The organism is Mesorhizobium prunaredense, from assembly GCF_900156895.1.
In the GTDB taxonomy this organism is placed as follows: Bacteria; Pseudomonadota; Alphaproteobacteria; order Rhizobiales; family Rhizobiaceae; genus Mesorhizobium; species Mesorhizobium prunaredense.
In genome coordinates this window covers 127,221-146,044 of the sequence record NZ_FTPD01000005.1, presented here as the reverse complement: position 1 = coordinate 146,044, position 18,824 = coordinate 127,221, and the positions used below count along the sequence as shown (strand labels likewise).

Sequence of the window (18,824 nt, the reverse complement as noted above, 5' to 3'; positions counted from 1 at the left end):
AACCTTTTTTCATATCAGATGCAATTCGCGACAAGATTGTCACTCACACGAACCCGGTTTCCCCATCTACCTATGCTCGCGAAACAAAAGGAGCGTAGCAATGACCAAGGAAACGATCAGCTTTATCTATACGACCTATATTGTCTCGACACCGGGAAAGGTGTTCGAGGCGATAACCAAACCGGACCTCGCACGGCGCTACTGGGGCCACGAGAACGTCTCCGACTGGAAGCCCGGCTCGAGCTGGGAGCACATCCGCGCCAATGACGAACGGACCGTCGAGCTCGTCGGCAAGGTCGTCGAGGTGTCGCCGCCGGCCCGTCTCGTCATCACCTGGGCAAACGCTTCGCAGGCGTCCGATCCGGCGAGCTACAGCCGAGTGACCTTCGAGCTCGAGGAATACGAGGCCATGGTCCGGCTGACCGTCAGCCATGACGACCTCGAAGCCGGCAGCGGCATGGCGAACGGCATCAAAAAGGGTTGGCCGATCGTCCTCTCCAGCCTGAAATCCTTCCTCGAAACAGGTCAGGCGATCGATGTCTTCGCCAAGCCGCGCGCGTCCGAACTGGCGGCCTGACCCAGGACAGAGGACCGAGCAGATGAGCACTCTCTACACCGGCGGATGCGCGTGCGGCGCGGTCCGCTACGAGGCAAAGGCAGCCCCGATTTTCGAAAACCACTGCCAATGCCGCGATTGCCAGAAAAGAAGCGGCACCGGTCACCAATCCTATCTGACGTTTCCGTCGCGGGCAGACGTCACGATCACCGGCACGGCGACGGACTGGCGCATTGCAGGCGACAGCGGCAACGATAACATCCATTCGTTCTGCCCGGTCTGCGGAACGCCGGTCTACCTGACATTCGCCGCCATGCCGGAGCCGATCGCGGTCTATGCCGGAAGTCTCGACGATCCGAGCCGGTTCAATCCGACCGTGGTGACCTACGGTATCCGGGCCCTCCCCTGGGACAGGATGGAAACCGGGCTGACGACCTTCGAGAAGATGCCATCAGGCTGACCGGCCCGGCGGCAGGGCGGACGCGCACGATCGTCAGGAGGCGGATCTGCGCCCACCGCGGCATTACGGATCGAAGGCACGGCAGAAAGGAAAATGCCGTTTCTCCGCCTCGAGCAGTGCGAGCCGCGCTCCGAGCCATTCCTCGCGTGTTCCGGTCTTGTGTTTCGTCATCGCTCCTGTCTCCTTCCTCGGGGTTTCCTTTCCGTTTCTCGAAACAACTTGTTGCGTCAGGCGTTAAACTTAACGCCGGAGGCGAAACATGGTAGCCAGATGTGGGGCGGTTTCCGATGGACTGCCTGATCCCTGCCCGCTTGTTGCGGCGCCCGTTGCGGGCGCGGGCGCCTCGTCGAACCACCTGTGTCGCTTGGAGGGCAGCATGAAATCGCCGACAGTGAGGGTTATGGCCGCGGTCGATGAAGACCCGGCGATCGGAACAATCGTGCTGGCGTTTGCAGCCGATCCCATGGCGCGATGGACCTGGCCGCATGCACACCAGTACCTTGCGGCCATGCCGCGACTGGTCCGCGCCTTCGGGGCCAGGGCATTCTCAAACGGAAGCGGCTTTTGCACCGATGGCTATGTCGGGACGGCGCTGTGGCTGTCGCCCGGTGTGCATCCCGACGAGGAAGGGCTTGGTGCGGTAGTCGAGAGCACGGTTGCGCCCTCTCTTGCCCCTGAAGTCGCCGCTATATTCGAGCAGATGGCCAAGTATCATCCGGCCGAACCGCATTGGTACTTGCCCGTGATCGGCGTCGACCCGGCGCATCAGGGCGAAGGTCTCGGCGACGCCTTGATGGTATACGCGCTCGCGCAGTGCGATCGCGATCACGCGCCCGCCTATCTGGAATCCTCGAACCCGCGCAACATTCCGTTCTACCAGCGCCACGGCTTCGAACCGCTCGGCGCGATCCAGATCGGTTCATCGCCGACGCTCGTCCCGATGCTGCGGCGACCGCGTTGAGCCAGGCAGGGCAGACGAGCGAAACGTCAGCCGCCCGGCTAACTGGACGGCGCCATGGGACGCGCTCCACGACATTCCGGCTCCCGGCTTCCGCCCAGCGCCGGCGCGGTCGTCAGCCGGCTCAGTCGGTGAACGCGACGGGTGTAAGCGGTTTCCGGCTGATCGACAGCGAGAAAATATCCGGCCGGGAATAGTGCCCGGCGACGTCGAGCGACCGCCGGGCGCGGCCGACCGCCTCCCGATCAATTTCGGCGAACAGGATTCCCTTGTCGCGGTTCAACGGTCCGGCCGCGATTGCGCCGCCCGGCTTCACGACGACGGCGTCGCCGTCGTTGATCCACTCTTCGGCCTTGAACAGTCGGTCGCGATCGGGAAAGTCGGCTGGCAGATCGCTGCCCTGCATTGCCGTCGCGGTTCCGATGACCCAGCATCCGCCCTCGCGGGCGATGTGACGCAATGTGGCGAGGCAGAGTTCACCATTGTCCCACGTCGGATTGACGAGAATGTCGATGTTCTGGGCGTAGAGAGCGTAGCGCGCAAGCGGCATATAGCTTTCCCAGCAGATCAGGCACCCCAGGCGGCCGACCGGCGTGTCGACAACTCTAAGGCCGCTCGCGTCACCCGTCCCCCAGACCATGCGCTCGGGGTTGGTCGGCATCAACTTGCGATGTCGGTTTAGGAGCGTGCCATCCGGTCCAATCACGACCACGGTGTTAAACAGCGTTGTGCCCGAGAATCGACTATCGATCTCGTTCAGGCCGACGACAATCGTCACCGCACGCTGGCTGGCGGCCTGCTGCAGAGGCTCAAGATCATCTCGCTCGATATCGACGGCGTTGCTGCGCAGCCTGGCGTGAAGCTCGCTTGACAACGCCATATCCGTGCCGGGCTTCAGCCGCCAGACCCACGTCGGATATCCGGGTATCCATGCTTCAGGGAAGATCACCAGGGTGGCGCCGGCATCGGCGGCTTCGTCGATCGCCTCGACGGCTCTGGCGATGGTCGCCTCGCGATCGAGAAAGACCGGCGGTTTCTGAACGACGGCAATTTTTGCTTGCATGGCGGTTTCCTCTACTCCCGATGCGTGTTCCCACTACCAGCCTTCGCACCCCAGTCGGATATCCCGGTATCCATGCTTAGCGAAAGACGACCAGTGTGGCGCCACATTCGCGGCTTCGATCGCTTTGCTGATGGTGGCTTCGCGGTTGGCGGCGGCGGCCCGCCATCGGTCGTGGGTCGTCTCCTTGTATTGGGCAGGATCGAATGGTTTCGTCGCCGTTGTCGTTGTCATCGGCTGGCTCCTCAAGGCTGTTTCGCAAGACCGTGTTCACAGCTAAACTTGCCGACAATCGTGGAAGCGCCCGTGGAAACCGGCGTCGAATTATCTCAAGGCAGAGCAGGCAGGCCAGGAATGCAACGTCCTATCCCGCTCCGGGTACGTCTGCTCGGCGAACTCCAGCTTGTCGGCGCCGACGGGAAGGCCCTTGCTTTACCCGCCTCCCGCAAAACTCGCGCGCTTCTTGGCTATCTCATTGCCACCGGTCAAGTGCACCGGCGTGAACGGCTCTGCGATCTGTTCTGGGACGGACCGGACGATCCGCGAGCCGAGTTGCGCTGGAGCCTCAGCAAGATCCGCGCGCTGCTCGGCGACGGCAGCAGGGCTCGGCTCGTGGCGGATCGTGAGCGGGTCGGCATCGAGCTTGGCGATGCGCTGGTCGACCATGCGGTCGTGCGCTCGCTTGCCGCAAGCAGCGTCGCCGCCGCGACCACCGAGGTGCTGACCGAGACTGTGGCGCTGTTTGGAGGCGAGTTCCTCGACGGGCTCGATCTGCCGCTCTGCTACCGCTACCAGGAATGGTGCATAGCGGAGCGGGAGGCGATGAGCCAGCTCCGGTTCAGGGTCCTCGCCGCGCTTGTCGCGCGTCTGGAAGACGTCCCGACGGATGCCCTGCCCTATGCCTACGCATTTGTTGCGGCCGACCCGCTATCCGAAGCCGGTCATGCTGCGGTGGTCCGGCTGCTTGGGAAGATGGGCCGGACCAACGACGCGCTCGTTCATTACGAGCGGGCGCGTCGCATATTCGAAGCCGAGCTTGGCGCGCCGCCAGGCGAAGAACTGAAGGCGGCGAGGCAGGCGCTGCGACCGAGCCCAATCGCAGGTGCCCGAGCCGCACCTTCCGGTGCAGCCAGGGGAACCCTGGATGACGCCCCGCGGCCTGCGGCTTCCAGGCCCATGGTTGGGCGCGACGCCGAGCGCACAACCATCGATCGCCTCGTCGGGATGGCAGCCGACAGCGGCCCGGATGTCATCCTCGTGACTGGAGAGCCCGGCATCGGCAAGAGCCACATGCTAGGCTATTTCAGCGAACGGATGGCCGCTGCCGGCGGGCACGCCTTCAGCGCACGCGCCTTCGAAGCCGAGACGGCACGATCCTATGGCATCTGGATCGATCTCCTGCGCTCGGTCCAGCGGCAGCGACCGCGCCATGGATTGCCTTCGCTTCTCGGCCCGCTGCTCCCCGAGCTTGGAGGCGGCGAAGGCGTGGTCGGGGATCGCACTCAGCTGTTCGACGCCATTGTCGACGTGTTTTGCGGGCTCGCCGCCGAGGCGCCGGTGGGTATTGCCCTCGACGACGTCCAGTGGCTCGACGATGCGTCCGCGTCGCTGCTTCACTATGTTGCTCGCCGGACCGAGGCAGCCCCCGGTCTTGTCATCGCCTGCGCAGCCCGTTCTGGAGAAGTCGAGGACAACATTGCAGTATCGCGGGTGCTGCGCTCGCTCGCCCGCGATGGCCGACTGACAGAGATCGAGCTCGATACGTTGAGCGCCGAGCACACGGCAGAGCTCGTCCGGCGGCTCGACCCGGCTCTCGACGCAGCTCAAATCATCGCCGCGAGCGATGGCAATCCGCTGTTTGCGCTTGAACTTGCCCGCGCTCACCTGCGCGGGGACCCCGGCCCCGGCCGTACCGTGAAAGCCCTGATAGAAGGACAACTGGCTGGGCTGACCGACCCGGTGCGCGAAACCCTGGTCTGGGCTGCAGCGCATGGCCGCACCTTCACGCCGCAGGATCTCGCGCGCTTGGCGCCATTTGATGCTGCCGGGCTGCTGATGGCACTGGGGGAGCTTGAGCGGCGCGGGCTGGTGCGGCCGGCAGGCGGCGACGCCTATGACTTCACCCACGATCTCGTCCGGCAAGTCACCTACCGCAGCTTGTCCCATCCCAGGCGCAAGCTGCTGCATCGGCATATCGCGCGCGCGCTTCGACCGGCGGCGGAGCGCGGCGGTGATGCTGCGGCCGATCTCGTTCATCACGCCGTGCTCGCCGAAGATGACGAGATGGCCGCACGAGCTTGCATCGTTGCGGGCGAGCGGGCCCTTCGGCTCTTCGCCAATACCGAGGCCGCCGGCCTGGCCGAACGAGGGCTGCGGCATGTCGCGCGGCTGCCGGATGCGCCGGAGAAGCTGGTTTCCCGGATTGAACTGCTCAAGATCCACGTTCTTGCCGCGACTGGTCCCGGATTGCGATCACTTCCGCCCATCGAAGAGGCGATCGCCGACGCGACCACCGCAGCGGAGGAACAGGGGCTGCAGGCTGCCGCGGCGACAGGGCATTATCTGCTTTCCATTCTCCATCAGCAGGCCGGACAAATAGAGCAGGCCGAGGCAAGCACCCTTCGTGCGGCCGAGATAGGGCGCAACGCTGACCGCAAGATCCAGGCGCATCAGCTCGCCAACACGGCTCGCTGCCTGCTTGAGCTGGAGACAGAAATTGCTCGCGCGCGCGAATTGATCGCAGAGGCCGGCGATATCGCGCAGTCGCTTGGTGCAGAGTTGTGCGAACTGCATTGGGCCAGCGGACTGCTGGAGCGATGGGACGGTCGGCAGGATCAAGCCGCCGTTTATCTTGCTCGCTCTCTTGCCCTGGCGCGCCGAAGCGAGGACCGCTGGCGCGAGTACAAATGCCTGACCTGGCTGGCGACGCTTCATTTCGAAATGGGACGATATGCCGACATGCACGCCCGCTGTGAGGAGCTACGGTCGGTTGCCGCACGGATTGGCGAGGAGACGCCTTTCGTCGATACCCTGCAGGCGCTTGCTGCCCTCATGACGGCGGATGATGCAGCCGACGAGGCGCTGGAGAGCGCCTTGGCGCGGCTTCGCGCCGCCGACGATAAGTCTTACCTGGCTTACGCTCTCAACAGCGCCGCGAGTTTTTACTGTCGTGCCGGCCGAATGGAGCAAGTCCGACTCCACGCCAGCGAGGCACTGACAGTCGCCTGCAAAATCCGCCGGCGCTGCGAGATCGCCATTGCCAAGGCCCTGCTCAGCGCGGCCGCGAACAGTTCTTCGGCGCCGGAAATCGACGACGATTGCCGGATATCGATCGAGCTTGAGGATTTCAGCGCCAGGGCGCGAGCAGTTTTGCGCCATCCTGCCGAACCGGCGCGCAGCGTTCCAACGGCGGCACCCACGCCGGGCCTTCAGACTTGAACGAGCCATCGAACAGGAGAGCACCATGCCTCGCATAATCGTCGAGCGGACTTTTGAAGCCGCGTTCACCCAGCAAGAACTCGACGCGGTAGAGGCGCGGATGGCGCCGTGCCTCGACCTCTACGATGTACGCTGGATCCGTAGCTACTGGTCATCCGACCGGCTGCGCATGATCTGCGAATACGAAGCCGCTGACATCGCCAGCGTTCGAAACGTCCAGCACGAGGCTGAAGCCAGGTTTGAGCGGGCCTGGGCTGCCGATGTACTGGGCGAGCCGTGAGGCCTTGCACGATCACACGATGCCCCGAAACCCTCCTCTCCCCGTCACCTCGCGAAGGCCGAGTACGCCGATAAGATTGAGCGCGCCCTGCTCCGGTCTTGCTCCTTCAGCCCCACGAGTACGCCCCATGGATCGCAACGACTGCGTTCCTTGGCGATCTCTGTGGGAACGAAGTCGTTACCAGGGCTGAGTGCTAGTCAAGAAATCGTTCTTAGCGCCAGTGGACGGTCGCCAAGGCGCAACAGGTGCGTCAGCGCGGCGCGCTGCAGCGGCCCAGGAATTACGATCCTGACGCCAGACCAAGCGTTTGGCGCGCCTCGTTGACGGTGGCCACGCGCCGGCCAAACCTCTCGACCGAGGCCGCCGCGAGTTCGACAAGCTCGGCGTTGCTGCGCGCCAGGCGTTCCCTGGTGATCCTGATATTATCCTCAAGCCCGGTGCGCACTGCGTCTGCTCCGCGCGCCAACGCCCATTGCATTACGATCGTCTGGTTGCGGCCTATTCCGGCGGCTGTCCAGGTGGACTGTGGAAACAGGAGTTTCGCTTCCCTGAGGAGCACATCGAGCAATCTCTCCTCCGCAGGCAATGCGTTTTGCACGCCCATGACAAACTGGATGTGCGGGCGCTCACCTAAAAGTCCCGCGTCGGAAAGCCGCCTGGCAGTGTGAAGGTGCGAGAGGTCGAAGATCTCGATCTCCGGCAGCACGCCATTTGCCTTCATCGCGGCTGCGAGATCACCGATCAGGGCGGGATGGTTCTCGTAGACCATGGATGGGAAGTTGACCGAACCGGTCGAGAGCGAGGCCATGTCCGGCTTCAGATATAGCGCCGAGCCACGCGCGGCAGGATCACGACCGCGCCCGCCGGTCGAAAACTGGACGATCATACCGGGGCAGTGCCTACGCACCCCCGCCTGGACGGCAGCGAAGCGCGTTGGTTCAGACGATGAACTCTGATCGTCGTTGCGCACGTGGATGTGCACCAGCGACGCACCTGCTTCAAAGGCTTCCTGGGTCGACGCGATCTGTTCGGCCACGCTGATTGGCACCGCAGGATTGTTTTCCTTGCGCGGCAGCGAGCCGGTGATCGCAACAGCGATGATACAGGGTTCAGGCATGGCGATAAACTATCGGTCGACCTGTTCGATGAGCCAGCGGATCGCGAGCGGATAGCCCTCGGCGCCGAGCCCCGCGATCACGCCGGTGGCGACCTTCGATACCAGCGACCGATGATAGATCTCCTCGCGGCGATGGATGTTCGAGATATGCAGTTCGACGATCGGGCCCGCAAACATTTTGAGCGCATCGAGCACCGGGATCGAAATAAAACTCAAACCCGCGGGATTGATCAGAATGCCCGCGCCGTCGTCGATCGCCTCATGCACCCAGTTGACGATTTCGCCCTCAATGTTCGACTGGTGAAAACGGATCGGATGGTCGCCGGCGGCGTCACGGCACATCACCTCGATTTCTGCGAGTGTCGTCCTGCCATAGATCTCCGGCTCGCGCATGCCGAGCCGGTTGAGATTTGGGCCGTTGAGAACGAAGATTGGCTTGGTCATGGTCCTATCCTTGATAGCCCAGCAGGCGCGGCAGCCACAGCACCAGCGATGGGAAGAAGGTGATCAGCATCAGGGCGGCAATCATGGCGTAGAGAAACGGCATTACGTCGCGCACCAGGTCACGCAGCGGCACCTCTGCGATGCGGGTCATGATGAACAGCAGCAAGCCGTAGGGCGGGGTGACGAGCCCGAGCATGATGTTGACGACGACCATTACGCCGAAATGCACCATGTCGACACCGAGCGTCTCCGCCGTCGGAATCAGCACCGGCACGATTACCAGCAGGATAGTCGTGCCCTCCAGCACGCAGCCCAGGATCAGCAGCAGGATGTTGACCAGGATCAGGAAACCCATCGGCGAAAGATCCCAGGACTTCAGGATCACCGACAGCGACTGCGGAATGTTCTCGACCGTAACAACGTAGTTGAACACCAGGGCGCCGGCGATGAGCATCCCGATCGAGGCCGTGGTGCGGGCGCTGTTGAGAAGCGCATGGTAGAGCTGACCCGGCGTCACGCTGCGATAGATCGCGACCGAGATGAGCAGCGCGTAGCCGGCGGCGACCGCCGCGGCCTCGGTCGGGGTCATCACGCCGCCCCTTATGCCGACCAGCAGAACGACCGGCAGCATCAGCGCCGGAAATGCGCGCAAGGTGATCCCCGGAAGTTCCCTGAGCGGCACCGGCTTCTCGACCGGAAAGTTCTTCCGGCGCGCGTCGATGGCGACGATGATCATCTGCGTCAGGGCGAGAAGAAGGCCCGGCACGATACCGGCAATGAAGAGGTAGCCGATGGATGCATCCGAGATCAGCGCGAAAATGACCAGCGGAATTGACGGAGGAATGATCGGGCCGATGACCGAGGTGACGGCTGTCAGCGCAGCGGCATAGCTCGCCGGGTACTTGCCATCCCTGGTCATGAGTTGCTGCATCATCTTGCCGGTGCCCGCAGCGTCGGCGATGGCCGAGCCGGACATGCCGGCGAAGATGATCGACTGCAGCACGTTGACTTGCGCCAGGCCACCGCGGAAACGGCCGACAACGGCGTTGCAGAATTGCAGCAGCCGGTCGGTCATAGTGCCAGCGTTCATCAACTCCGCGGCGAGAATGAACATCGGTACGGCAAGCAGAATGTAGCTCGTGTAGAGCCCGTTGAGGAGCTGCTCGGCGGAGGTGCCCATGTCCAGCCCTGCAAGCCAGAGATAGAGGATCGACCCGGCGATCATCGAGTGACCGATCGGCAGGCCAAGCAGGGCCAGCGCTGTGATCGCAACGACTGACAGCGAAAAGGGACTCGCGAGATTCATACGCCGGAGCTCGCTTTCGTCGGGTCAAATTCCGCCGGTGCTTCGCCGCGCAGAGCCCGCCACGCCAGCCACAGGTAGCGGGCGATCACGGCGACCACGAAGACGAGATAGATCGAGAACAGCCAGTCGAAGCGTATCTTGAGGTAGGCGGTGCTCTCGACCTTCATGAAGGTCACGTAGTCGAAGACGGCCGGAAAGGACCAGCCATAGAGCGCGACGAGAGCGATTGCGAAGGCAAGCGTCATTACCCGCCTGATGTCCGGACCGACTGTGGCGTAGAGGAGATCAAAACGGATTTCCTCTTCTTCACGAACGACGAACGCTGCGCCGAACAGCACAACCCAGATCCAGAGCACGACGGTGAGCTCGTTGCTCCAGCCGGTCGGCCAGTTGAGAAGGTAGCGAAAAGCAACCTGCAGCAGAAACGCGGCGAACATGGCGCCGATTGCGATGGCGATTGCGTTCTCGGCGCGCCGGTAGAGCCAGCCGCCGACCTTTCTCAATCCCGGGTTCATGATGCCTCCCTGCCTGGCCAAACCGGCCAGCCGGTCGCAAGCTGACCGGCCGGCGCGTTCGTCGCGTCAAAGCGCGTTGATCTTGTCGACCATCCCGGCAGGCCATTCCTTGGCCAGGTCGGAGGCAAGATATTGCTCCTGCACATGCTTGCGGAATGCTGCGACATCGGGCTCGTAGATCTTCAGCCCCTTGCCCTTGAACGTTTCAACGAGTTCCTTCTCGCGCGTCAGGTGTTTCTCTGTCGAGAAGTCGATCGCCTTGTCCGCCGCGGCCTGGACCTTTGCCTGCTTCTCGGCCCCCATCTCGTCCCACACCTTTTTCGAGATGCTGAGAAGGTCGAAACCGACGAGGTGCGAGGTAAGTACGATCTGCGACATGACCTCGTAGAACTTCATGTTCTCGACGTTGGGCAACGGGTTGTCCTGCCCGTCGATTGCGCCTGTCTGCAGGCCGGTATAGACCTCGGCGTAGGCCATCGGCGTAGGGTTCGCACCGAGCGCCTGGCCGAGGAATTGCCAGGCGTCGCCACCCGGCATACGCAGCTTGATGCCGGCCATGTCGGCGGGAGTCTTGATTTCCTTGTCCGGCTTCAGACCGACCTGGCGCAGCCCGAAATAGGTAGGGCCAAGCACTCTCACGCCGAGCTGGTCCTCGGTCATCCTCTTCAGCTCCGCACCGGCATCGCTGGCAAAGAACGCCTTCACGTGCGCGGCGTCACGGAACAGGTAGCCGGCGGTGACGATAGACCACGCCGGAATCTGCTTGGAGATGTCCTGCGGGGCCACATTGCCCATCTCGAGGTTGCCGCGCTGGATGGCGACAAGTTCGGTGCCCTGCTTGAACAGGTTGCCGCCATAATAACCCTCGAAGGCAAAGTCGTCCTTGATGGCTTCGGCGAACATCTTCATCATCTCGGCCCGGATGTCCTGTTCCGAGAACACGGCCGAGAAACGCAGCTTCGGCTTGTCCTGCGCGAAGGCGGGAACGGCGGCCCCGGCGGCGAGTGCGCCGGCGGCGACCATAAACAGGCGTCGGTTCATTTCAGCTTTCATGTCGATTTCCTCCCTATGGTCTTCATATGGTTATAGGCGTCATTGCCTTCATGCGGCGGCCGCGAAATGATCTGCCATGGCGCGGCGGTCGGCCTTGCGCCCGGTGAAGAGTTCGAACGCGCGGACGGCCTGATAGATCGCCATGCCGATGCCCGGCAGCGTTCTGCAGCCGATCGTTCGGGCTGCGACCAGCAACTCTGTTTCGGTCGGAAAGTAGATTATGTCGGCGACCCATTTTTCGGCTGTCAGAAGAGCCGTGTCGAACGGTGTTCCGGGGTATTTCGCCATGCCCACCGGCGTCGTGTTGACGATGCCGTTTGCCATGAACACGGCTGCGGCCGGGTCCGGCCACGTCTCGACGCGACCGCCGAACAAGGCGCCCATGCGCGAGGCAAGTTCCGAGGCGCGACCGGGTTGGCTGTCGAGGACGAACAGCCGGCCAACGCCCATTTCCATCAGCGCGTTTGCGACTGCGGCGCCCGCTCCGCCGGCGCCGAACATCGCGACACAACCCATCGATGCGCCTGTCATCGCTTCGCGAAAACTCTCCGCGAAACCCCAGCTGTCGGTGTTGTGGCCTTCCTTGCGTCCGCCAGCAAAGACGACCGTATTCACCGCGCCTATCGCGCGCGCTTCCGTCGACAGCGCATCCAGGACGGGAATGACAGCCTGTTTAAACGGATGAGTGACGTTGAGGCCGTGAAAGCCGGCAATTTCCGCCGCCGCAATCACGTCGCCGATCGCCGCGTCCGGAAATCCGAGCCGGTCGAAATCGAGCAAAAGGTACGAATAGCCGATGCCGAGGCGTCGGGCTTCACGCTCGTGCATGCCGGGAGTGCGCGAGGACTGAATACCGCGTCCGACAAGGCCAATCACGACCTTTTCGCTGTCGCCGCTGGCGGCGCCCTTATGCTCGTCCGCAAGACGGCAAAGGAGGTCGACAAGGCTGTCGCCCATCTCCCGAAATTCCTCCCTGTACGGGCCGCCTCCCAGCCCAAATGCGGCAACTTCTGGATCGCCCTTGTGTTCACGCCAAACGCGCCGGTAAATGAGTCCGTCGTGATTTGCGAATGATGTACTAACTGGTTAGTTTAGTCAAATGCCGGCTGCGCCGGGGCGGGAACTCAAACTGCATGGCCGTTATCAAGAAGGAACGAAAGCCGAAGCCGGACGCGAGCGCGACGCGTATCCAGGACCCTGAGGGCACGCGCCGCAACATCCTGGAGATCGCCTCCAAGGAGTTTGCCCTGAACGGTTTGTCGGGCGCGCGCATAGACGAGATTGCGGCGCGCACACGCTTCAGCAAGCGCATGATCTACTACTACTTCGGCGACAAGGAAGGCCTTTACCTGCGCGCGCTCGAGAACGCGTATCGCCAGGTGCGCGAGGGCGAGGCTCAACTTGATATCGAAGGTCTGCCCCCCGTGGCGGCACTGACACGCCTGGTGGAGTTTACGTTCGACCACCATCACCGACACGAGGAATTCATCCGCATGGTGATGATCGAGAACATCCATCACGGCCAATACCTCGAACAATCGGATGCGATCCGCGAACTGAACGTGACTGCGATCGACCATATCTCTCGCATTTATTCACGCGGTGTCGAAGAGGGGGTCTTCCGGCCGGGACTCGACGCGGTCGAGCTCCATTGGCAAATAAGCGCGCTGTGCTTCTTCAACGTTTCCAATCGCACCACCTTTTCGATGATCTTCGGACGCGACTTCGGCGCGCCGGCACAACTCGAGCGGCTCAAACGCAACAGCGTGGAGATGCTGTTGCGTTTTGTCGCCAAGGACGAAGCTCCCGCAGAACGCTGAGCGCGCCGAAACTTGCGGTGCTGGCAGCGTTGCCTTAGTTATGTACGAACTGGTTCGTTCACTACAAATCAGGGAGGAGGCGCGTTTGAAGACGTCGATCGCGACGGTGTCGATCGCCGGTGACCTGGCGGAGAAATTCGCGGCAATTTCCGCCGCGGGCTTCGACGGTGTTGAAATCTTCGAGAACGATTTCCTCGCCTTTGACGGCTCACCGCGCGACGTCGGCCGAATGGCTGGTGACACAGGTCTGACCATAACGCTCTTCCAGCCGTTCAGGGATTTTGAGGGGTTGCCGGAGCCGCAGCGCAACCGCGCCTTTGATCGTGCCGAGCGCAAGTTCGACGTCATGCAGGAACTCGGCACCGACCTGATGCTGGTATGCTCGTCGGTGTCGCCCGTCTCACTTGGCGGGATCGACCGGGCGGCCATGGACTTTCACAAGCTTGGCGAGCGCGCCGCCAAGCGCGGTCTGCGCGTCGGCTACGAGGCATTGGCCTGGGGGCGTCACGTCAACGATCATCGCGATGCGTGGGAAATCGTGCGCAGGACTGACCATCCGAACGTCGGGCTGGTTCTCGATTCCTTCCACACGCTGGCCCGCAGGATTGAGCTCGGCTCCATCCGTTCGATACCCGCGGACAAGATCTTCATTGTACAGCTCGCCGACGCGCCGCTGATCGAAATGGACTTGCTCTATTGGAGCCGGCACTTCCGCAACATGCCAGGCGAAGGTGATCTGCCGGTGCGACAGTTCATGCAGGCGGTCGCGGCAACCGGTTATGACGGTTATCTGTCGCTCGAGATTTTCAACGACCAGTTCCGTGGCGGGTCGGCAAAGGCGATCTCCGTCGACGGACGGCGTTCGCTCGTGTGGTTGATGGATCAGGTGCGGCGTGAAGAACCGGCACTTGACATGGCCGTCCCGCCAATGCCCGACCGCATCGGGGTTGCGGGGGTCGAATTCATCGAGTTCGCGGCCGATCGCCAGGACGCCGGACAGCTTGGATCACTGTTGCGCATGCTCGGCTTTGTCGAGGCCGGTCGGCACGTCTCTAAGGAAGTCACGCTCTACCGCCAGGGCGAGATCAATATTGTCATCAATACCGAGCGGCAGGGCTTTGCCCATTCTTCCTTTGTTGTCCATGGCACGTCGGCATACGCGATGGGCTTGAAGGTCGAGGACGCCGCCGCCACGGTGGCGCGCGCCGAGGCGCTGGGCGCGGAGATCTTTCACCAGCGGGTCGGGCCCGGCGAGTTGTCGATCCCGGCGATCCGCGGCGTCGGCGGCGGACTGATCTACTTCCTCGATGCCAAGACCGACCTGGCGAAGGTCTGGGACATAGAGTTCACGCCGGTCACGTCGGCAAGTTCCGGCAATGGCGTCGGCCTCACCCGTATCGACCATGTCGGGCAGACCATGGCACAGGAGGAGATGCCGAGTTGGCTGCTGTTCTATGTCTCGATCTTCAGGACGACCAAGACCCCCATGGTCGACATCGTCGATCCGGCCGGCCTCGTGCGCAGCCAGGTCATCGAAGGTCTGGACAAGCGCTTCCGCCTCACGCTGAACGGCGCCGAGAGTCACCGCACCCTGGCTGGCCATTTCATTGCCGAAACCTTTGGTTCCGGCGTCCAGCATCTGGCACTTGCAACGGATGACATCTTTGCGACGGCGGCGAAGCTGCAGGCCAACGGCTTCGAACCGCTTCAGATATCGATGAACTACTACGACGACGTAGAAGCGCGCTTCGGTCTGGATCCGGAGGTCGCCGATCGGTTACGCTCAGCCAACATCCTTTATGACCGCGACGACAACGGCGAATTCTTCCAGCTCTATGCGCCGACATTCGGAGAGGGGTTCATCATCGAGTTCGTCGAACGGCGCGGCGCGTATGCAGGATATGGTGCGCCGAACGCACCATTCCGCATCGCCGCGCAAAAACGGCTGATGCGGCCCAAAGGAATGCCAAAGCTATGACGGATATGAACTTTGCTCGCATTAATGGCGCGACGATCCACTATCGGCATCGTCCCAAAACTGGCAGGCCGACGGTCGTCTTCTCGAACTCGCTCGGCACGGATATGCGCATCTGGAACGAGGTCGAGCGAAGGCTGGCCGACGACTGTACATCAGTTGCGTTCGACAAGCGCGGACACGGCCTGAGCGAACTGGGCGGTGCGCCGCAAACAATCGAGACCCATGCGACGGACCTTGCAGGGCTGCTCGACCATCTTGGCGTAAAGCGCGCGGTGATCTGCGGGCTTTCGATCGGCGGCGTCATTGCGCAATGCCTCTACAAGACGCGGCCGGATTTGATCGAGGGGTTGATCCTTTGCGATACGGCAGCGAAGATCGGTACGGCCGAGATGTGGAACGGGCGCATCAACGCGGCCCTGTCGGAGGGCATCGCGAGCTTTGCCGACGACGTGATGCGAAAATGGTTCACGCCGGATTTCCATAAGAATCGCGGCGAGGAACTGGCAGGTTATAAAACGATGCTGACGCGCCAGGATCCGGCCGGCTACGCCGCTGCCTGCGCTTCTATCCGCGACGCCGATTTCACCGCGACGACCGCCGCGATCAAAGTGCCGACACTCTGCATTGTCGGCGATCAGGACGGATCGACGCCGCCTGAACTGGTGGAATCGCTGGCCCGCTCAATCCCCGCCGCACGGTTCGAGGTCATTGCCGGTGCGGGCCACATCCCCTGCGTCGAGCAGCCGGAAAGGCTGGCCGGGCTGATCCGTGGCTTCCTGAACGACATGCGAAGGGAGCGCAAATGAGCAAGCCACAACACGGCGACCGATACGTCGAAGGAATGGCGACGCGCCGTTCGGTGCTGGGTGACGCCCATGTCGACCGCGCAGAGGCGGCCAAGACCGAATTCGACATTCCTTTCCAGGAACTGATCACCGAGGCTGCATGGAGCCACGTCTGGTCGCGGCCTCACATCACCAGGCGCGAGCGTTCCATGATCACCATCGCGCTGCTCGCCGCGCTGAAGCAGGACGAAGAGGTTGCGATGCATATCCGCGCCAGCGTCAATACCGGGGCGACGCGCGACGACATACGCGAGGCGCTGCTGCATGTGGCAATCTATGCCGGGGTACCGGCGGCAAATCATGCGATGAAGATCGCCAGGAAGACGTTCGACGAAATCGACGCTCAAGCCGGCTAATCATGACCAAGTCGCGCCTTCCCGCCAACCGCACGCCGGAAATCGGCGCCTTCTTTCCGCGCGACCGCAACTGGCATCCGCCGGCCTTGACGCCAGCCTATAAGACTTCCGTGCTGCGCTCACCGCAACGGCCGCTTCTTTCCCTCGACAACACGCTGTCGGAGCTTACGGGGCCGGTCTTCGGCCACAATATTCTCGGTGAACTGGACAATGACCTCATACACAATTTTGCCGGGCCGGGCAAAAGCGCGATCGGGCCGCGCATCCTCGTCTATGGCTGCCTGCTCGACGAGCGCGGCATCGGCGTCGCCGGTGCGTTGCTGGAGGTATGGCAGGCCAACGCCGGCGGACGCTATCGGCACAAGAAGGAGACTTATCTCGCGCCACTCGATCCGAACTTCGGCGGCTGCGGCCGCACCATCACCGGCGAGGATGGCTCCTATTGTTTCCGCACGATCCAGCCGGGGCCATATCCCTGGCCCAACGGACCCAACGACTGGCGTCCAGCTCACATCCATTTCTCGATCTTCGGGCACGGATTCGCGCAGCGCTTGATCACCCAGATGTATTTCGAAGGCGACCCGATGATCTGGAGGTGCCCGATCGTGCGGACCATCAACGACCGCCGCGCTATTGAAGGCCTCATCGCCGCGCTCGACATGGAGGCAACGATACCGATGGATGCGCGGGCATACAAATTCGACATTGTACTGCGCGGCCGCCGCTCGACGCTGTTCGAAAACCGCATCGAGGGCAACTGATGGTCCAGGCTCTCGGCCGGCTGAAGGAAAGCGCCTCGCAGACCGCGGGACCCTACGTCCATATCGGGCTGACGCCCAACTTTGCCGGTATCTCGGGCGTCTATAAACGCGACCTTGGCACCGCGATGGTCAACGACAAGACCAGGGGCGAACGCATCAGGGTCAACATCCGGGTGATCGACGGCGCCGGCTCGCCGCTGAACGATGCGCTTGTCGAGATCTGGCAGGCGGACGCCGCCGGCATCTACAATTCGCCCTCGGATCTGCGCGGCTCCGCCGACCCGAATTTTACCGGCTGGGGCCGGCTGCCCACCGACATGACGACGGGCGAATGCCTGTTCGAAACCATCAAACCCGGTCGCGTGCCCTTTTTTGACGGCCGCAAGATGGCGCCGCATTTGACGGTCTGGATCGTCGCGCGTGGAATCAACATTGGCCTTCACACCCGCATGTATTTCGGCGACGAGGAAACGGCCAACGCCGAGGATCCCGTCCTGATGCGCATTGAGCAAAGAGAGCGCGTGTCAACGCTGGTCGCGCCGCGCGATGGCGACGTCTATAAGTTCGACATTCATCTCCAGGGCATCAACGAGACGGTCTTCTTCGACATATGATCGCAGCATTCGACAATCCCCTCCTGTCCGGGCTTCTCGGCGATGAGAAGATGGCGACGCTGCTCGGCGTCGAGGCCGAACTTGCGACGATGCTGCAATTCGAGAAAGCGCTCGCCGACGCAGAAGGTGCACTCGGCATCGTCCCGGCGGCTGCAGCAAGCGCAATCGGACGCGTCCTCGACAATTTCAGGCCGGAAATCCAGGCCCTGAGGGACGCAACGGAGCGCGACGGCGTCATGGTGCCGGAGCTCGTGCGGCAGATCAGGCATGCTGTGGGAGAGCCGCATTCGGAGCATGTGCATTTCGGTGCGACTAGCCAGGACGTGATCGACACGGCCATGATCCTGAGAATTCGCACCTGTATCGACCTATTGGAAGAACGGCTTTCGGCTCTGGTGGTCGCCTTCGCCGATCTCGGCCATCGGTTTGGCGATCGCCCGCTTATGGCCCGAACCCGAATGCAGGCAGCGATTCCGATTTCCGTAGCCGACCGCGTCACCAGCTGGCGCGAACCGCTCGCGCGCCACCACGAGCGGCTTCAATCGATGCGAGGATCGGTTCTCGTCGTCCAGTTCGGCGGCGCCGTCGGGACACTCGAGAAGTTCGCAAACAAGGGCGCCGCCATCCGTGCCGCGCTGGCCCGGCGGCTAAGCCTCGGCGACGCGCCGCAATGGCACAGCCAGCGCGACCGCATCGCTGAGCTGGCCAACTGGCTGTCGCTTGTGACGGGCGGCCTCGGCAAGTTCGGGCAGGACATTGCACTGATGGCGCAGGCAGGCGACGAGCTGCAACGGGCGGGCGGCGGTTCATCGTCCGCCATGGCGCACAAGCGCAATCCCATCGACGCCGAGATGCTGGTGACGCTTGCCCGCTACAACGCAGTCCAATTGTCGGGAATGCACCATGCGCTGATCCATGAGCAAGAGCGCTCCGGAGCAGCGTGGACACTGGAATGGTTGATCCTGCCGCAGATGCTCATGGCGGCTGGAGCATCGACCTGTGTCGCGGACAGGCTGGTCCGAACCATAGCGGCAATCGGAGGCAAGGTTGACTGATCCCACTAGAGCGGGATGCGTTCAAATTGAACTAGCCATGGGGCTAGGCACCCTGCTCTACTATTTGTTTTTGCCGCATTTCCGCGACGCCAAAGTGTAGTTATTGAATTGATATTGAAAGTTTTTGGCAGACCCGGAGGACGTGTTCAAATTATTGATTTCATTGTCCTTTCGTTGGCACATATCTAGGAACCTTCCCGTATCATTC

The 18,824-nt window shown here is 62.5% G+C and carries 21 protein-coding genes; 12 read left to right on the top strand and 9 right to left on the bottom strand.

Features of this window, described 5'->3' with window-relative positions:
* The first annotated feature begins 100 nt into the window (after positions 1–100).
* The 3 genes from BQ8794_RS04780 (at position 101) to BQ8794_RS04770 (ending at position 1,977) form a co-directional block, all read left to right on the top strand.
* Positions 101–577 carry an SRPBCC family protein gene (locus BQ8794_RS04780; RefSeq protein ID WP_077373813.1) on the top strand — a complete coding sequence of 159 codons (477 nt, stop codon included), beginning with the start codon at positions 101–103 and terminating at the stop codon, positions 575–577.
* Positions 578–599: 22 nt separating this feature from the next.
* Positions 600–1,016, top strand: coding sequence for a GFA family protein (locus BQ8794_RS04775; protein ID WP_077373810.1), 417 nt, complete (start codon positions 600–602; stop codon positions 1,014–1,016).
* Between the two features lie 376 nt (positions 1,017–1,392).
* Complete coding sequence (locus BQ8794_RS04770) at positions 1,393–1,977, top strand: GNAT family N-acetyltransferase (RefSeq protein WP_077373807.1); 585 nt, start codon at positions 1,393–1,395, stop codon at positions 1,975–1,977.
* Positions 1,978–2,098: 121 nt separating this feature from the next.
* Here BQ8794_RS04770 and BQ8794_RS04765 read toward each other — a convergent pair whose 3' ends face one another.
* Together BQ8794_RS04765 and BQ8794_RS35495 are read right to left on the bottom strand one after the other, a co-directional pair.
* Positions 2,099–3,037 carry a carbon-nitrogen hydrolase family protein gene (locus BQ8794_RS04765; protein WP_077373804.1) on the bottom strand — a complete coding sequence of 313 codons (939 nt, stop codon included), beginning with the start codon at positions 3,035–3,037 and terminating at the stop codon, positions 2,099–2,101.
* 33 nt (positions 3,038–3,070) lie between these two features.
* Positions 3,071–3,268, bottom strand: a complete 198-nt coding sequence (locus tag BQ8794_RS35495) for a hypothetical protein (protein ID WP_167378633.1) — start codon at positions 3,266–3,268, stop codon at positions 3,071–3,073.
* 120 nt (positions 3,269–3,388) lie between these two features.
* On the opposite strand from BQ8794_RS35495, the gene BQ8794_RS04760 reads away from it, so the two are divergent.
* Positions 3,389–6,472, top strand: coding sequence for an ATP-binding protein (locus tag BQ8794_RS04760; RefSeq protein WP_167378632.1), 3,084 nt, complete (start codon positions 3,389–3,391; stop codon positions 6,470–6,472).
* A gap of 25 nt (positions 6,473–6,497) precedes the next feature.
* On the top strand, positions 6,498–6,752 hold the full coding sequence (locus tag BQ8794_RS04755) for a nickel-binding protein (RefSeq protein WP_077373798.1): 255 nt from the start codon (positions 6,498–6,500) through the stop codon (positions 6,750–6,752).
* A 12-nt stretch (positions 6,753–6,764) separates the two neighbouring features.
* On the opposite strand, the gene BQ8794_RS37275 is transcribed toward BQ8794_RS04755, so the two are convergent.
* The 7 genes from BQ8794_RS37275 to BQ8794_RS04720 form a co-directional block, all read right to left on the bottom strand.
* The gene (locus tag BQ8794_RS37275; RefSeq protein WP_077373795.1) at positions 6,765–6,881 is read right to left on the bottom strand and encodes a helix-turn-helix domain-containing protein; all 117 of its coding nucleotides are present in this window, start codon (positions 6,879–6,881) and stop codon (positions 6,765–6,767) included.
* A gap of 151 nt (positions 6,882–7,032) precedes the next feature.
* Positions 7,033–7,869, bottom strand: a complete 837-nt coding sequence (locus tag BQ8794_RS04745) for a 3-oxoadipate:acetyl-CoA acetyltransferase (RefSeq protein ID WP_077373792.1) — start codon at positions 7,867–7,869, stop codon at positions 7,033–7,035.
* A 9-nt stretch (positions 7,870–7,878) separates the two neighbouring features.
* Complete coding sequence (locus BQ8794_RS04740; protein WP_077373789.1) at positions 7,879–8,313, bottom strand: type II 3-dehydroquinate dehydratase; 435 nt, start codon at positions 8,311–8,313, stop codon at positions 7,879–7,881.
* A gap of 4 nt (positions 8,314–8,317) precedes the next feature.
* Positions 8,318–9,619 carry a TRAP transporter large permease gene (locus tag BQ8794_RS04735; RefSeq protein WP_077373788.1) on the bottom strand — a complete coding sequence of 434 codons (1,302 nt, stop codon included), beginning with the start codon at positions 9,617–9,619 and terminating at the stop codon, positions 8,318–8,320.
* Entirely contained in the window at positions 9,616–10,134 is a 519-nt protein-coding gene (locus tag BQ8794_RS04730; protein ID WP_065010956.1) for a TRAP transporter small permease, read from the bottom strand. The genes BQ8794_RS04735 and BQ8794_RS04730 overlap by 4 nt, the downstream gene beginning before the upstream one ends.
* A gap of 66 nt (positions 10,135–10,200) precedes the next feature.
* Positions 10,201–11,187, bottom strand: a complete 987-nt coding sequence (gene dctP / locus BQ8794_RS04725) for a TRAP transporter substrate-binding protein DctP (protein WP_077373786.1) — start codon at positions 11,185–11,187, stop codon at positions 10,201–10,203.
* A gap of 48 nt (positions 11,188–11,235) precedes the next feature.
* Complete coding sequence (locus tag BQ8794_RS04720; RefSeq protein WP_077373785.1) at positions 11,236–12,144, bottom strand: shikimate dehydrogenase; 909 nt, start codon at positions 12,142–12,144, stop codon at positions 11,236–11,238.
* A 176-nt stretch (positions 12,145–12,320) separates the two neighbouring features.
* On the opposite strand from BQ8794_RS04720, the gene BQ8794_RS04715 reads away from it, so the two are divergent.
* The 7 genes from BQ8794_RS04715 (at position 12,321) to BQ8794_RS04685 (ending at position 18,616) form a co-directional block, all read left to right on the top strand.
* Positions 12,321–13,007 (top strand): TetR/AcrR family transcriptional regulator, encoded by a 687-nt coding sequence (locus BQ8794_RS04715; RefSeq protein WP_077373783.1) that lies wholly within the window; start codon positions 12,321–12,323, stop codon positions 13,005–13,007.
* 85 nt (positions 13,008–13,092) lie between these two features.
* Entirely contained in the window at positions 13,093–14,985 is a 1,893-nt protein-coding gene (locus tag BQ8794_RS04710) for a bifunctional sugar phosphate isomerase/epimerase/4-hydroxyphenylpyruvate dioxygenase family protein (RefSeq protein WP_077374277.1), read from the top strand.
* Between the two features lie 5 nt (positions 14,986–14,990).
* Positions 14,991–15,791, top strand: coding sequence for a 3-oxoadipate enol-lactonase (gene pcaD, locus BQ8794_RS04705; RefSeq protein ID WP_077374274.1), 801 nt, complete (start codon positions 14,991–14,993; stop codon positions 15,789–15,791).
* On the top strand, positions 15,788–16,186 hold the full coding sequence (gene pcaC / locus BQ8794_RS04700) for a 4-carboxymuconolactone decarboxylase (protein ID WP_077373782.1): 399 nt from the start codon (positions 15,788–15,790) through the stop codon (positions 16,184–16,186). Before pcaD ends, pcaC begins: the two co-directional genes overlap by 4 nt.
* Before the next feature lie 2 nt (positions 16,187–16,188).
* Positions 16,189–16,947, top strand: coding sequence for a protocatechuate 3,4-dioxygenase subunit beta (gene pcaH / locus BQ8794_RS04695; RefSeq protein ID WP_077373780.1), 759 nt, complete (start codon positions 16,189–16,191; stop codon positions 16,945–16,947).
* On the top strand, positions 16,947–17,561 hold the full coding sequence (gene pcaG, locus BQ8794_RS04690; RefSeq protein ID WP_077373779.1) for a protocatechuate 3,4-dioxygenase subunit alpha: 615 nt from the start codon (positions 16,947–16,949) through the stop codon (positions 17,559–17,561). Before pcaH ends, pcaG begins: the two co-directional genes overlap by 1 nt.
* The gene (locus tag BQ8794_RS04685) at positions 17,558–18,616 is read left to right on the top strand and encodes a 3-carboxy-cis,cis-muconate cycloisomerase (RefSeq protein ID WP_077373777.1); all 1,059 of its coding nucleotides are present in this window, start codon (positions 17,558–17,560) and stop codon (positions 18,614–18,616) included. The genes pcaG and BQ8794_RS04685 overlap by 4 nt, the downstream gene beginning before the upstream one ends.
* Positions 18,617–18,824: the final 208 nt, after the last annotated feature.